At 48.2% G+C, this 14977-nt stretch carries 14 protein-coding genes; 12 read left to right on the forward strand and 2 right to left on the reverse strand.

What is annotated here, in order from left to right; all coding sequences use genetic code 11:
* The first annotated feature begins 10 nt into the window (after positions 1 to 10).
* The 9 genes from RJD28_01870 (at position 11) to RJD28_01910 (ending at position 7953) form a co-directional block, all read left to right on the forward strand.
* A complete protein-coding gene (locus RJD28_01870) occupies positions 11 to 1585 on the forward strand; it encodes a DUF5702 domain-containing protein (GenBank protein ID WNV58330.1) in 1575 nt (524 codons plus the stop codon).
* Positions 1586 to 1916: 331 nt separating this feature from the next.
* Positions 1917 to 2594: a hypothetical protein gene (locus tag RJD28_01875; GenBank protein ID WNV58331.1), complete on the forward strand. Its 678-nt coding sequence runs from the start codon at positions 1917 to 1919 to the stop codon at positions 2592 to 2594.
* Between the two features lie 16 nt (positions 2595 to 2610).
* Positions 2611 to 3024, forward strand: a complete 414-nt coding sequence (locus tag RJD28_01880; GenBank protein WNV58332.1) for a prepilin peptidase — start codon at positions 2611 to 2613, stop codon at positions 3022 to 3024.
* Between the two features lie 34 nt (positions 3025 to 3058).
* Entirely contained in the window at positions 3059 to 3601 is a 543-nt protein-coding gene (locus tag RJD28_01885; protein ID WNV58333.1) for a pilus assembly protein, read from the forward strand.
* 142 nt (positions 3602 to 3743) lie between these two features.
* Positions 3744 to 5159 (forward strand): DUF6382 domain-containing protein, encoded by a 1416-nt coding sequence (locus tag RJD28_01890; GenBank protein WNV58334.1) that lies wholly within the window; start codon positions 3744 to 3746, stop codon positions 5157 to 5159.
* 74 nt (positions 5160 to 5233) lie between these two features.
* Entirely contained in the window at positions 5234 to 6298 is a 1065-nt protein-coding gene (locus RJD28_01895) for a rhomboid family intramembrane serine protease (protein WNV58335.1), read from the forward strand.
* A gap of 433 nt (positions 6299 to 6731) precedes the next feature.
* The gene (locus RJD28_01900; GenBank protein WNV58336.1) at positions 6732 to 7145 is read left to right on the forward strand and encodes an HIT family protein; all 414 of its coding nucleotides are present in this window, start codon (positions 6732 to 6734) and stop codon (positions 7143 to 7145) included.
* Between the two features lie 15 nt (positions 7146 to 7160).
* The gene (locus RJD28_01905) at positions 7161 to 7700 is read left to right on the forward strand and encodes a sigma-70 family RNA polymerase sigma factor (protein ID WNV58337.1); all 540 of its coding nucleotides are present in this window, start codon (positions 7161 to 7163) and stop codon (positions 7698 to 7700) included.
* A 31-nt stretch (positions 7701 to 7731) separates the two neighbouring features.
* The gene (locus tag RJD28_01910; protein ID WNV58338.1) at positions 7732 to 7953 is read left to right on the forward strand and encodes a sigma factor; all 222 of its coding nucleotides are present in this window, start codon (positions 7732 to 7734) and stop codon (positions 7951 to 7953) included.
* 113 nt (positions 7954 to 8066) lie between these two features.
* Here the strand turns inward: RJD28_01910 and RJD28_01915 are convergent, their stop codons facing one another.
* Complete coding sequence (locus RJD28_01915) at positions 8067 to 9134, reverse strand: undecaprenyldiphospho-muramoylpentapeptide beta-N-acetylglucosaminyltransferase (protein ID WNV58339.1); 1068 nt, start codon at positions 9132 to 9134, stop codon at positions 8067 to 8069.
* A gap of 148 nt (positions 9135 to 9282) precedes the next feature.
* On the opposite strand from RJD28_01915, the gene RJD28_01920 reads away from it, so the two are divergent.
* Both RJD28_01920 and RJD28_01925 read left to right on the forward strand, forming a co-directional pair.
* Positions 9283 to 10338, forward strand: coding sequence for a DUF4367 domain-containing protein (locus RJD28_01920; GenBank protein WNV58340.1), 1056 nt, complete (start codon positions 9283 to 9285; stop codon positions 10336 to 10338).
* A gap of 23 nt (positions 10339 to 10361) precedes the next feature.
* On the forward strand, positions 10362 to 10850 hold the full coding sequence (locus RJD28_01925; GenBank protein ID WNV58341.1) for a DUF6147 family protein: 489 nt from the start codon (positions 10362 to 10364) through the stop codon (positions 10848 to 10850).
* A 75-nt stretch (positions 10851 to 10925) separates the two neighbouring features.
* Here RJD28_01925 and RJD28_01930 read toward each other — a convergent pair whose 3' ends face one another.
* Positions 10926 to 11420: a DUF402 domain-containing protein gene (locus tag RJD28_01930; GenBank protein WNV58342.1), complete on the reverse strand. Its 495-nt coding sequence runs from the start codon at positions 11418 to 11420 to the stop codon at positions 10926 to 10928.
* Positions 11421 to 11613: 193 nt separating this feature from the next.
* Between RJD28_01930 and RJD28_01935 the strand changes: the two genes are divergently transcribed.
* Positions 11614 to 14769: a hypothetical protein gene (locus RJD28_01935; GenBank protein WNV58343.1), complete on the forward strand. Its 3156-nt coding sequence runs from the start codon at positions 11614 to 11616 to the stop codon at positions 14767 to 14769.
* The last annotated feature ends 208 nt before the right edge of the window (positions 14770 to 14977 follow it).

Here is a 14977-nt window from a genome sequence, read left to right on the forward strand (position 1 = left end):
GAGCTGGCAGATGATACAGCCTGTAATGGTCAGAGTAGATGCGGATCGGAATCAACAGACAGAACGCTGGAAGCCGACGGCAGAACCATCAAAATGCGAGGATGCTGCAGAGGGAAGCGTTACGGTATTTTTAAGCCTTCTATTGCTTCTGGTGCTGACGCTGCTGCTGGGCCTGCTGGAGAGCGCAAGGGTACAGACGGCCAGAGTGCAGTGTGTTGCTGCGCTGGATCAGGGGATGTTCAGTCTCTTTTCGGAATATGACAGAGATTTGCTGGAACAGTATGAGGTATTCTTTCTGTCAGGAGGAAGCAAGGGGACACTCTACACGGAAGCATTGGGCAGCAAGATCAGACAGTATGCGTCGGCTGGTATCGGCGAAGAACAATCCGGCAGCTATACAGGCGTTCATGTTGGAACAGTGACACCGGAAGCGGTGGTTCTGGCATCGGATGCGGGTGGAGCAGCGTTTCGGTATCAGGCGGTGCTGTATGCCAGGGAGGCACTTATGGAAAAACTGGCAGATGAGGTGCTTTCTGATCAGGGAAGGGATTTTCTGCAAACCGGACAGTCTCTTCTTACGCAGGCGGATTCGGTTTCAGACGGAATCGAAGAAATGCGGGAAGCGGCCAAAGCAGCGGCAATCGAGAAGGCAGAGGCTGCAGCAAAGGAAAACCCCGGCGGAGCAGCCCCGGAACCGGATCTTTCGGCTATGGAGTTTGAAAATCCGATCCACACACTGAAGCAGTATATGAAAATGGGCGTTTTGGGGTTAGTGGCCGGGGAAGAAGCACTTTCTTCGGCTGCAGTAGAACCGGGTACGCTGATGAGCCAGCGGACGCGGGCACAGGGCTTTGGCAGTTTGTCTCTGGAGATTCCGAAGGTAACGGGGGAGGCGCTTCTGTTTAATGAATATGTTCTGGATCGGCTGTCCTGTCTGACACAGGGAGAACGGGTGCCGGGGGCGTTTGCCTACCAGTGCGAGTATGTGCTGGCAGGCAAAAATGAGGATCGGGAGAATCTGAAAAGTGTGCTGGAACGGCTGCTGCTCCTGCGATTTGGTATGAATTTTACCTATCTGTTGTCCTCCGGTCAGCGACAGGCGGAAGCGGAGGCACTGGCAGCCGTGATCTGCGGGGTACTGGCAATCCCCATGCTGACAGAGCTTATGAAGACAGCAATCGTTCTTTTGTGGGCTTATGAGGAAAGTCTGATGGATGTCCGGCTTTTATGCAAGGGAGAAAAGGTGGTATTTGTGAAAACAGATGAGACCTTTCAGTGCACGGTAGAACGGCTATTTTCTTTCTCTGTGGAGGATGGCGCCTCTCAGCAGGCGGGAATGGACTATGTGGGCTATGTGCGGCTGCTTCTGGCGCTTACTCCGCTGGAAGAACGGACGCTGCGCTGCATGGATATGGCAGAACAGACCATACGCATCGGGAAAAACAGGCCGGACTTCTGCCTGGATACAGGCGTGTTTGCCGTGCGGGCCAGAGCGGAATTTACGCTCTCTCCATTGTTTCTGCCCTCCCGATGGAGCGGTGGAACGTATGGGACAGAAGAAACTTATGGTTACATGGATTTTTAAACAGAAAGGCGGTGAAGAAAGATGTCTTCTCCAGGGAAAAATAATGCACCACCTGTCTTATATATACGGACGTGTAAGAAAATAAAAAAACATGACTCTCTTCTATCAAAATATCTCTGTCTGGCTTCAAATCCGGGAGCCGGGTTCCTATCTAAATGTAAGGATCATTTGCATTCTCTGGGGAAGATGTCTTTGTTCACCGCCTTTTCCGGAAAAGGAAGTATCACGGTGGAGACAGCGGCGGTGCTTCCGCTGTTTCTGCTGTTTTTTCTGTCGCTGTCCGTATTTTTTTCAGACTTTGCATGTCCAGTCCAGGGCGGATCTGTCTCTGATGCAGTCTTCCAGGGAAATGGCTGTTTTACAGTATGGGGCAGAAACCGGGGGCACAGATCAGCCGGGGGCTGCAGTTGCTGTCGGAACGGTTTATGCCCAGGGAAAACTGCTTCTGGCCTGCCCACCGGCGTATCAGAAACAAAAAGGGATTGTTTTGGCTGGGGTGGGGATGCCGGTGACCAGACAGCAAAGCGGGCAGGCGGATCTGTCCGCAGAACAGGCACTGATCGTCCTGCAGACCCGGTTTCGGGTAAGGCCTTTGTTTTCTCTGACACGGGGACATCTGGTACAGGGCCGTGCTGCGGGGACTGCCCGGGCATGGATCGGCGGAGACGGCGTGTCAGGGGAAGGAAGATTATCGGGGGATGTGGTATACAGAACCGAACATGGAACGGTATACCATACGGATCCGAACTGTACCTATCTGCAGCCCTCAGTCAGTGTGTGCCCGGAAAGGGAACTGGGTACCAAAAGAAATGCAGATGGAGAAATCTATCGGGGATGTGAGCTGTGCGGAGCGGCACAAAATAGCGGCGACAATGTGTTCATTACCAGGACGGGGAACCGGTATCATACCGATCTGGGATGCAGTGCGCTGAAGCGGATGATTTATACCGTTCCGAGAGAAGAAGCAGAAGGTGCATTTTGTTCCAAGTGTGCCGGGCACGATGGGTAAAAGAAAGGAGGCTTTCATGCGGCAGGCCTGTCTTCTGTTGATTCTGGCGTGGAACAGTAGAGCGGATCTTCGCAGCAGGCGTATTCCATTGAAAGAAAATCTGTTATTTTGCCTGGCAGGGCTGCTGTGGAGGGTGGCAGCTGATCAGGCGTTGGGGGCTGCTGTGGCCGGAATGGCGGTTGGTGCCGGACTGTTTGGTTTGAGTTTGCTTACCCGGGAAGCCATAGGAAGTGGGGATGCCCTGCTTTTGCTTGTGACGGGGAGTTTCCTTGGTGGGCGCTGGAACGCACTTTTGCTGTTGGCTGCCTGGACGGTCGCCGGTATCTGGTCAGGCCTGCTGCTGGTTTTTCATAAAGCTGGAAAGCAAAGCAGGATTCCGTTCGCACCATTTTTACTTCTGGCATATATGGGTATGCTGCTCTTTCAGTAAAAAAGACGTGATAAAAATGGGGGAGTGAGGAAACATGGAAAACGATGGGCGAAAAGATTGCAGTGGCAGTGTGGAAAGGATCATCTGTGATACACCGGGAGACAGAGAGATAAAAAAACAGGATGAACGACAACTGTGGGGAAACAAAATAATCCTGTGCGGCAGTTATACCGTGGAGGCAGCGGTGGTCTGTCCCATGATATTTCTGGTAATTGTATTGATCTGGTATCTGGGAGCGTTCTGGCATAATCAGATCGTCTGTCAGGCTGTTTGTCAGGAAGCTGTTTATGCAGGAATGAAGGCAAAGTGGGAAGGAAAGGATGAAGCGGCAGCGATGCAGCGGGTGTTATCGGAACAGTCCAGTCATTTATTTCTGGCGGATCAGGTGCAGGGACGACAGAAAGTACAGGGGAATCGGCTGAAAGCGTCTATGACTGCAGAAATGCGTTTTCCGCTTCGCTTTCTGCCAGGAATAAACACAGAACCATGGAAGATTTCCGAGCAGGCGGAGCTGCAGACGGAACATCCGGTGACGGCGATCCGGAAGATGCGTCGGCTCCAGCGCTGGAAGGAATAGAAATAATGGAAGTCTTTGAAAGGGAAAAGCTACAGACGGAATATTCGATTGTAGTAATCTGAAAGATGCGTCGGCTCCAACGCTGGAAGGAATAGAAATAACGGAAGTTTTCGAAGAGGCAGAACTGCGGGCGAAGTATCTGGTGGCTGCAAGTTTGGTGGGAAAGGAGAAATGGGCAGTGAAGGCAGAGTACAGAAAAGAGTGTACGGGAAACGTACTTGTGCTGGAAGACGAATACGGGTATTCTTTTGAAAACTATCAGATCCGTATGCTGACTGGCAACCAGATTCCGGCGCTTCTGGAGTGCCATGTACAGATGGTGGATGCAGTACTGTTCTTTCACTATCATACACTGGATGAGCAGCCATTGAATGAAAAATATGTGCAAACGGGGATGCGGTATGAGGACATGGAGAAACTGCTTCTGGCGATTGATCAGGTCATGAAAGCGGTGTCCGAATATCTCCTTTCCCCGGCGGGAATCGTTCTGGATCCGGCATACATTTTTGTCAATGCGCAGGAAACTTATCATTTTTGCTATCTGCCCGGCAGAATCTTATCTTTTGCAGAAGCTTTTCGAAGCCTTTCGGAATATATCCTGGATCACATGGATTATGGGCAGCAGCGGGGTGTGGTACTGGGGTATGGCATCTATCGAAAATCACAGGAGGCCCAGGCCTGTATGGAGAGTTTGATGGGGCTTTTGCGTGTGCAGCCGGAAGGAAAATCTGCAGCAGAGCAGGCGGATGATTATGAACTGTGGGATGGGGGCGGCTGGAGAAAACAGGGAGAGTATGCGGTGGATTTTTCCGGGTATACAGAAGCCAGACCGAAGACGGAACAGAATATCCGGAGCAAGAGAAAGGCAAAGGCAGCGCAGAAGACAAAGAGTACGGTTGGCCGAAAACACATGAAGGAAAACACAGATGCCAGAGCGGACGGAGCTTCTGAAAAGAAAGCGAATGGAAAATGGCTTCGAAACGGTTTGATGATTTTCTTTGGAATTTTGTGTGGAGGTGTTGCACTGTTCCGGGCTTATGTGCTTACGGATGCAGGTACGGAGATCAAAGTGGAAGCCGTTTCCTCTGAATCCTCTTTTTCGGTTTTCCAGCTATATGGCCCGTGGATTGCAATGGGATGTTTTGCTTTGGGCATAATTGTGGTGTTTGCCAGAATTTTTTATCGTAAAAAGAATGTTCCGAATCAGGAGCAAAGACCTTCGGTGAGACCAGTAGAGCCCACGAGATATCTGGGATCCCCGGGCGGTGAGACGCCGCATAAGCTGATCCGGATGGATACGCAGGAGGAAGTGCTGCTGTCGGGAAGTTATATGAAAATTGGGAAAGATCAGCAGCAGGTAGATATCTGGGTACAGGCAGAAACGGTGAGTCGTGTGCATGCGGCTGTTTTTCGAGAAAAAGGAGAGTGGTGTGTGCAGGATCTTGCATCTACCAATGGGACTTTTCTGAACAGTCATCGGCTGCAGAGGGAGGAAAAAGCGACGCTGGTGCAGGGAGATGAATTATTGTTTGCGGATCAGGCGTTTCTTTTTCTGTAGCGTATTTTCTGGACAGATAGAAAACAGGGAGGTATGATAAAAGAAACAAAGGAAAACAGGGAGAACCGATGGCCATGAAAAAATCGGAGCTTTTGAGAAAAAAACTGCATGAGAGCGGATACCGGGAAATGACCTTTGCAGGCGGACAGCTGGTGCTGCACTACAGAAATACAGATATGGGGTCAGTAGGCATTTTGATTGACTGGACAGATGAAAAAGGAGCGCCGGACAGAGATTTCCTGCTTCGTGTGGGACAGGAGGCCTATCAGAAACTGGAAATGCAGGGCGGAAGCCCAAGGCTGCTTTTCCTGTTGGCAGGAAGTCAGATGGATCGTTATCGGGCGCTGGCAGAACAGATACCGGGCTGCTGGCTGTGGGATACCGGAATCGGCAGATTGTTTATCTATGAAAATCAGCCGGGGCAGTTTTATGGGCTGGAACGGCTTCTGGAGCAGATTGACCGGGAGATGTCCGTACGATCAGAAAGATCTGGAACGGCAGGTGGATGGAAGCGGGCAAGATCCTCCGGCCAACAGGGCTCTTTTCTGACGAGACGGGCAGATGGAAAACCACGGGCTTTCGTAAATACGGCGATTGTGATCATCAACATCGCGGTATTTCTGGTGATGGAGCTTTTCGGTTCTACGGAAAATGCTTCATATATGGTGGAACACGGGGCGTCTTATGCACCCTATATTTACTATGGAAAAGAATATTATCGTCTGTTTACTGCAATGTTTCTTCATTTTGGCATATCACATCTGGCCAATAATATGCTGGTTCTGTTTTTCCTTGGAGATAATGTAGAGCGGGCAGTTGGGCACTGGAAATATCTGGTGATATACCTGCTGTCAGGGCTGGCGGGAAGCGGCCTGTCCTTTGCACATGCCATGCTCAGCGGAGATTATGCGGTGAGTGCAGGTGCCTCAGGGGCAATCTTTGGCGTGATTGGAGCACTGTTCTATATTGTAGCCAGAAATCGGGGACGTCTGGAGGATATGACGACCAGACGACTGGGATTTTTGATTTTCATCAGTCTGTATCATGGAATCACCGGATCAGGTGTGGACAATTATGCGCATGTAGGAGGCCTGATCGGCGGAATATTGTCGGCACTTGTCTTATATTGTCGAGAATAGTAGAATTGTTTGGATGATTTGGGGATTGAAAAATACACAATAATATATTAAAATTTCAGTAAGAATTAGATATAATTACCAGAAATTAATTCTGAAAAACATAATTTATCTTTATTTTTTGATTTTCAATGAAAAAGGTTCTTCATGATCTTTCAGCAATTCAAAACAGAGGCATTCCTTTTTCAAAAGCTGCTGATCTCATACAGATATCGCCTGTCATACATAACCGGATCGTTTGTCCGGAGTATATCGTTGAGATTTCCATATATCCGCCAGATGGCATACAAGTGGAAAAATTTTCCATAAAAGATAGAAACAAAGATAGAAGCTTCTGCTGAAATTTGTTATAATCAGTAGGAAAAGATCATCAAAAAGCGGCACCGCCCGATTTGGACAAGTACGCAAAAATAAAAGATAAGAGAGGTAAAATAATATGAGAGATAAAGATTGTATTTTCTGTAAAATTGCAAATGGAGAGATTCCGTCCGCAACCCTTTATGAGGATGAGGATTTTCGGGTGATTCTGGATCTTGGCCCGGCATCCAAAGGACATGGATTAATTTTGCCAAAGCAGCATTATGCGAACATTTATGAGATAGATGAGACAGTGGCCGCAAAAGCCTTTGTTCTTGCCAAGAAGATGGCGGGAAAGATGACGAAAGCGTTGAACTGTGATGGGTTTAATGTTGTTCAGAACAATGGTACTGCAGCAGGACAGACCGTATTTCATTTCCATATGCATCTGATCCCCAGATATGAAGGGGAAGAAGATTTCCTGAAATGGAATCCGGGAACACTCACGGATGAGATGAGAGACGATATTCTGAGCAGAATGAAAGAGGTATAAAAGGGAGCAGACTTTATGCTGGAGACGAATGAGGAGAGGTTTAAGGTATTATTTTGGAAATATCAGAACCTCATCATTCAGGTGGCACTTAACAGAACGGAAGATTTGTTTTGTGCACAGGATATCTGTCAGGAAACTTTTCTAAAACTATTTGCACGCGTGGATTTGGGGCAGGAGGATGAGGTTCTTAAAGCCTGGATGATAGTGGTTGCCGATAATGCGGCAAAAGATGTACTCAGGAAAGGCGGACGTTACAAACAGGTCAGTGAAGATGATGTTGAATTTTCAGAAGCACTTCGTGTACGGGTATCTGGCAGCAGTTATTTTGACGAAATCATCAGAAAAGATTTCAGGTCCAGGATTCTTGATCATCTGAGGAGTGTCAATGAAGAACAATACGAAATCGTGGTGATGACCTGTTGTTTGGGAATGTCGCTGGAGGAGACTGCAAAGCGGATGAATCTTACCTATCATCAGGTAAGCATGAAGCTTCACAGGGCAAGAAAATGGATTCGTAAAAATTACCGGGAAGAATATCAGGAGATTCGCTTCTGAGAGACAGATAGAGAAACAGGGGGATGGTGGGATGACAGAAGAAAAAATCAAAGAATTGTATGAGCGATATGGAAGATCAATTCTTCAAATGGCGGCCAGATATCAGCTGCAGGCAGAGCAAAGAGACGAAGTATGTCAGCAGGCATTTGTAAAGTTGTATTCCTGTGGATGTGCTGACTGGAGCGAGGAGCAGATAAAAGCATGGCTGCTGGTGAGTGCAGATATCCTGGCAAGGAATGCGGCAGGCAGATAGAGGACTGCGATTGATTACAAATGTTCCAGCAGCGGTTGTTGGATTGCTGCTGGAACAGATGCATCGTTTTATATAGAATTTTATGATTTGTCAGGTGATTCCTGGCGGGAAAACTAACGGGCTGTCAGTTCCTCGATCAGTCCGGTGATCGTAGCAATAGAATCCTGCTGGTTGCTGTTCTTCATTGCCTGGATATAGGTTTCCTTATTGTCCATCAATGTCTGAATGGCATTCAACAGAGTGAGGTTGGTCACAGATTCCTCTTCCAGAACAATGCTGAAGCCCTGTGCCTCAAAGGAACGGGCATTGAGAATCTGGTCTCCCCGGCTGGCTTTGGCTGACAGTGGGATCAGGATGTTTGGCTTATGTAATGCCAGCAGTTCACAGATGGCATTGGCACCTGCCCGGGAAATGACAATGTCTGCAAGGGCGAACAGGTCACGCAGTTCATCTTTGATATATTCGAACTGTACATAGCCCTGTACATCTGTTAAATGTGGATCCAGTTTTCCTTTGCCGCATAGATGGATGACCTGGAAGTTTTTCAGTAATTCGGGAAGAACTCCGCGGATCGTGTCATTGATAGCGGCGGAACCAAGGCTGCCACCCATAACAAGAATGACCGGCTTGTTGGCGGTAAAATGGCAGAATTCCAGAGCCGCAATCGCATTGCCGCGCAGAAGCTCCTGCCGGATGGGAGAACCGGTCAGAACTGCTTTCCCCGCAGGTAAATGGGACAGGGTCTCCGGGAAATTACAGCAGACTTTCGCTGCTGATGGAATACAGATCTTATTGGCAAGACCAGGGGTCAGATCCGACTCGTGAATGATCACCGGGATGTGAAGCCGTTTTGCTGCCAGAACAACGGGAACAGAGACAAATCCGCCTTTGGAAAAGACAATATCCGGCTTCAGTTCCTTCAGAGTACGGCGGGCTTCGCTGATGCCTTTTAAAACTTTAAATGGATCTGAAAAGTTTTTCGGATCAAAATAACGACGTAATTTTCCAGAAGAAATACCGTAATAAGGAATATGGAACTCTTCGATCAGCTTTTTTTCAATGCCATCGTAAGAGCCAATATAGCAAATATCGTAATTCAGTTCTCGAAGACGGGGAATCAGGGCAATATTTGGTGTAACATGCCCGGCAGTTCCGCCGCCGGTAAGGACGATGCGTTTCATAATAACCTCCAAAGTCTTTTTTAGATGCCATTGCTTCGAAAAAATAGACACATGTTTACTATGATACGCGAAAACCGAAAAGTCAAGGGAAGACTTGGAAAAAGCCGAACTGTAATCTACATATCAGTCAGAGGTGGGAATCATTTCCATGGATATTATCAAGTTCAGACCTTCCAAAGATGCCGATGAAAAAGCATTGGAGGAGGCAGAAAATAAACAACAGGATCAGAGACTGGCAGAAGAATTCAGAGCCACTGCAAAAGAGCTGGAGGCACGTGCCCTTGCACGTCAGCCTCAGACTGAACTTCCGGCGGAGGACGCCCAGGCAATGCTGGATCGGATGCTTGCGCAAATTCATGCGGATCCTGAACTTCACAAAAGAGCGGAACAGCTGGTGGAAGTGCCGGAAAGCACTGGAGAGAACGAGAAGGGCAGCGATGGAAAAATGGACAGAGAAGCGTCCGTTCCCACCGTGCATACCGAAAACGACGAAGAGGCGGACATGGAAGAACTTATCCGTCTTGGTCGGGCACTCAAAAACAGCGGAAAAACACTGGAGGACGTTATCGGAAAGGAGGCGGCACAGTCCTCGTCAGACAAAGACAGGAGGAAAAGAAGGAGGTGGAGAAAAAGCGCCCGGATCTTCATTGGTGCTGCCGCGTCTGCAGCAGTGGTGCTTATCGTCAGTATCAACAGCAATGCCATGCGTATGTATTGGGTAGAAAAGCTGGGATGGTTGTTGGGGAATAAGCCGGTTACAACGGTGAATAATGATGAAAATCATTTTTCGGAGGATCGAGAGTATACTGAAACAGAGGCATTAGATTTGATAAAAAGTGAGCTGGGAATACAGCCTTTGTATTTTATGAATGTACCAGAAGGAATGAAATATAGTAGTGTGTATATTGACGAACAGTCACAATGGGCAAAAATGTTTTATGTGTATAATAATAAAGCAATTATTGTGATGATGGATAAATCAGACAAAGATATGTCTCTGGGGATTACATATGATGGAGATGCGCTTGATAGTGAAGAGAAAAATGTAGGTGATATAAAGATATTGCTTTATAAGATTCAAAGGGATAAAGATAATACCTGTTATTATGCAGAAGCAGAGTATGGAAGTGCGTTTTATCAAATTACAGGAGATATTAGCAAAGAAGAGTTTGTAAAATTGATTTCTGGAATGGAATTTTGGTAGATTAAACAAATAGGGGGATATGGATGAGGAAAATATATAAAAGTGTTTTTACAATGATAATTTGTTGTGTAATGTTTATTGGCTTTTATTCAAATGTTAAAGCCGCCGAAATTGATTGTTGGGAAGGTATGGAGTCGAAACTTCTTTGTGATGAAATAGAATCAGAAGATGTTTGGCAAAATATGATGCGTCGAGGAACTTACTTACAAAAGGGTCATTGTAAAATTAGTAATGAGGGTAATCGAGTAGTAAGAATTTCAGGCGGGACAGATGCTCACCAAACCTGTGATCGAGTTGTAGCAACAATTTATTTAGATCGATATGTAAATGGAGAATGGGTTCCGGTAACATCAGTATCTTCGTCAAAAACAAATACTTACACAGCAAATTGTGCTAAAAATGTCAGTGTGACAGGCGGATATTATTATCGTGCGAGGGGATATCATACTGTACATGAGGGCAATACTTCGGAATCCGCACCGTCACTTTCTGATGGAATTTGGATTGAATAATTCTTTTTAAACGTCACTTCACCCCCGCCGCAGTCTTTCACCGGGACTGCGGCGGGGGTGTTTTCCTCTTCCACACTATTTTTTCCAGTATTGCGCCGTGCGGCGGTCGATGCCGTCCAGGTATTCCTTCAACAATCCCTGATAATACAGCCGCAGCAGATGATCCAATTTTAACAGTGCATCGCAGACGTCCTCTTTTTGCAGCAGCCCACCGGAGAGCGCCAACGAAAGTTCATCCAGATCAATGACACGCAGGTGGTTGTCCGGGTACAGGATCACGTCCGCCAGCAGATCTGTGAAAATATAGCGGTTTTCTTCCTTATCATATTGATGAGAAATAATATCACAATACCAGTACATAAAACGATTCTGGTGATCGTAAAACTTACTGATTTTAAAGCCTTCTTTTAAATAGTAGCAGGAAATGCCATGGTCAAGATCTGGTTTGGGCTTTAAGGCAGACCAGGCAGTCATGAGAATATCGGGACTTTGATAAAACAGATGATCGTCTTTCAGGAGAATACACTCTTCGGGAATCAGACGTTTGCGATATAATTTTACTCCGTTCATAATGCCTCCGATCCAAAAAGCGGACACTTTTTTTTTGATTATAGCAAACGGGAGAATGCTTGTAAATATGGAAAAATTTTGACATTAAGAATAGGGTATGATAAACTAAAACCGATTATAAATATTTTTAGAATATGGTAAAATACATATATAGAAAACATGCGAAATTAGCATTCGGGCAGAGGTGAAACGAGTGGATAAGTATGAATATCAGTTAAAGCTGGATCAGATTAATAAGCTCATAGAGAGGAACGACTATGCGACTGCATTGAAGATTGCTGACAATATTGACTGGAAGCGCGTGCGCAGTGTCAATACTCTGAGCAAAGTTGCTGATATTTATGAGAAAAATGAGAAATATGAGGAGAGCCGGGATCTGCTCATGATGGCATATGAGCGCGCACCGGTGGGACGTATGATCGCGTATCGTCTCGCGGATCTCTGCATCAGACTGGAAGATTACGATCAGGCGATTGAGTATTATAAGGATTTTGTGCATTCCGCGCCCAAGGATCCGGCCAAACTGATTCTGAAATATAAGATTTTCAGAGGAAAAGGTGCTGCGCTGAAGGATCAGATTGCAATCTTGGAGGAGTACCGTGCCCAGGAGTATGAAGAGCAGTGGGCATTGGAGCTGGCATATCTTTATGAAGAGGCCGGAGAGATAGAGAAGTGTGTCAATGAGTGTGATGAGCTGATCCTCTGGTTCAATGACGGAAAATATGTGATGAAGGCCATGGAACTGAAAATGCGCTATGAGCCTCTGACACCTGCGCAGCAGGAGAAATATGAGCTTCGGATGAACAAGACCAAGCTTGTAGATGCGCAGGACAATCCGAATATGCTGAATGCTTATCAGCAGGAACAGCCTGCCCCGGATGGTTATGAGCAGCAGTATACAGAAGGCTATCCGGAAGGGTATGATCCGGCATACGAGCAGGAATATGCCGGAATGAATGGTTATGAGCAAAATGCAGACTATGGACAGAACGGCGAAGCCTATTATGGAAATGGTCAGCCGTATGGAGACGATCTTCCGAAGATTCAGGATCCCGAGAATCTTGGCGGGGATGGTTATCAGGTAGAAGCAGATGGCCAGATGGTATTGCAGATGCCGGACTATCAGCCTGTGGATCGGCAGATCACCGGGCAGATGACGATACAGGAGATCCTTTCTGAGTGGGAGAAAGCAAGACAACCGCTGCAGGAAGAAGAAAATGCAGAGAATAAAGAGGCTGCACCGGAGGAAACGACGGCTGCGGCAGGAGCAGTGCCTGAAAAAACAGAAACACCGGCAGAAAAGCCTGTGCAGAAGAATACGCAGCCGCAGGCGGCATCTACACCTGAACCGGAAGATCGTGTGACCGGGGAATCTGCGGGAGAATTGGCACCAGAAGAAAATGCCGGGATTTCCGAGGAGGAGGAACTGCCAGAGATTGCCATGCCGGAAGAACCATCCGAGATTTCTGAGGAGGATGACTTGCCGGAAATCGCGATGCCAGAGGATCTGGAAGGGGAGCCTGCGCCTGTTTCAGCAACAGAGGCCACCGAAGACGAAGCTCCGGTATCGGAGCCGATTGAGGATAAAACCGAGAAGGAAGCCACATCTGAACCGGAAGACGGCATAACAGAAGCAGGTTTCGGGACATCCATGCCGAAGAACGGCGTAACTGAGGATGCTACGGAAACGCCTGCCCCGGAAGAAGCCACAGCTATTTCCGAAGAAGACGAGCTGCCGGAGATTGCGATGCCGGAAGGCCTGGAAGAGGAACCTGCGTCTGCGTCAGCAACCGAAGCGCCTGTTCAGGCGGAGAATACAACCGAGGAAACCGTCGAAGCATCTGCTGCTGAAGCCGGGGAGGACGACCTGCCGGAAATCGCGATGCCGGAAGGCCTGGAAGAGGAGCCTGCATCTGCCTCGACAACAGAAGCAACCGAAGACGAAGCCCCGGTATCGGAACCGATTGAGGATAAAACCGAGAAAGAAGCAACGTTTGAACCGGAAGACAGCATAACGGACGTACCTGCGGAAACGCCTGCTCCGGACGAAGCCACTGCTATTTCCAAAGAGGATGACCTGCCGGAGATTGCGATGCCGGAAGGGTTCGAAGATATCCCTGCATCGGAAACAGAAGCAGTATCCCCCGCTGCGGAATCCAGCGTACCTGTTCAGGAGGAAGTGCAGCCTCAGGCAGATGCCAATGCCTATGTAGACCTGAATAGCCATGCAGCGCCGAATGGTTACACAGATCCGAATGGCTATGCAGTGCCAGATAGTTACGCAGACCCGAATGGCTATGCAGCACCAGACACCTATGCAGACCCGAACGCTTACGCAGATCCCAACGGCTACACGGATTCCTATGGCAATCAGATGTATGAGGACGACGATTATTATACCAATCCTGGCGGATCAGATGAGGACGAAGATGCAGCCGACAATCTGGAATCCCGGATTGTGAACTCTTTGTCCAGTGACAGCCTGGTGCTGGCAGATGCGGATGATGGAACCCTGGACGGCAGGATCGGCGAAGAGCGGATTCGCCGGGTACAGCGGAGAGAAGAAAGAAGGCAGACAAGCGCTCACGGCGAACTGACAGAGGATCAGAAGAAGCTGTTTACCTATTTTGCTCCGGTGCACGGCATGAGCGATCAGCTGTGGATGGCGCTGGAAAATGAGAAGGGCTATATCCGCGGCGGCACATCGAATATTGGTAACATTATGATCATGGGCGAGCCGGGTTCCGGCAAGACCATGCTGGCGGTCAATCTGGTAAAAGCGATCCAGAAGAGCCGTCATGTCAGCGCAGGCAAGCTGGCGAAGATCAGTGCGGAGACGCTGAATGAGAAGGATGTATCTGCCATTGTGCGCAAGCTGAGCGGCGGAGCGCTGATCATTGAGCGTGCCAGCGAGCTGACCAACGAGACCGCTATCCGCCTGGAAGTGGCCATGCGCGGCCAGACCGGCGAGCTGCTGTTTATTTTCGAGGATGAGAAACAGTCTCTTAAACGGTTTATGAAGCTGCATCCGAAGCTGGCAGCTATGTGCACGACGAAGATCGACATTCCGATTTTCAATAATGACGAGCTGGTAGAATTTGGTAAATGCTACGCCAACGAGCTGGAGTATTCCATTGACGAGATGGCAGTGCTGGCACTTTACAACCGCATCGGCAATATGCAGCGGGATGACTATGATGTGAGCGTCACAGATGTGAAGCGGATCGTGGACGCTGCCATTGAGAAAAATGAGAAGGGCGGCGTGGGCAAGTTCTTTAGCCTGCTGACAAAGAAACGCTACGATGATGACGATTGCATCGTGCTGAGAGAGAAAGACTTCGAAGAGTAATGACTGATTCTATGGATTGCTCCGTGCAATGCACTCTCGCAATCCATCCCGGAGATTCGCATATCGAGAAGTTTGCACTTCTCTTTTATACTCATCTCAGGGCATGTGCCAAGGTCATCCGCCCGAATAGGTGCGAGCACCAGCGGGCGCAGACTTTTGCTCTGCATCCGAAGGAGGCTGCCGGTGGCAGGCTCTGTAGGTCGCATTG

This window comes from Oscillospiraceae bacterium NTUH-002-81 (genome assembly GCA_032620915.1).
In the GTDB taxonomy this organism is placed as follows: domain Bacteria; phylum Bacillota; class Clostridia; order Lachnospirales; family Lachnospiraceae; genus JAGTTR01.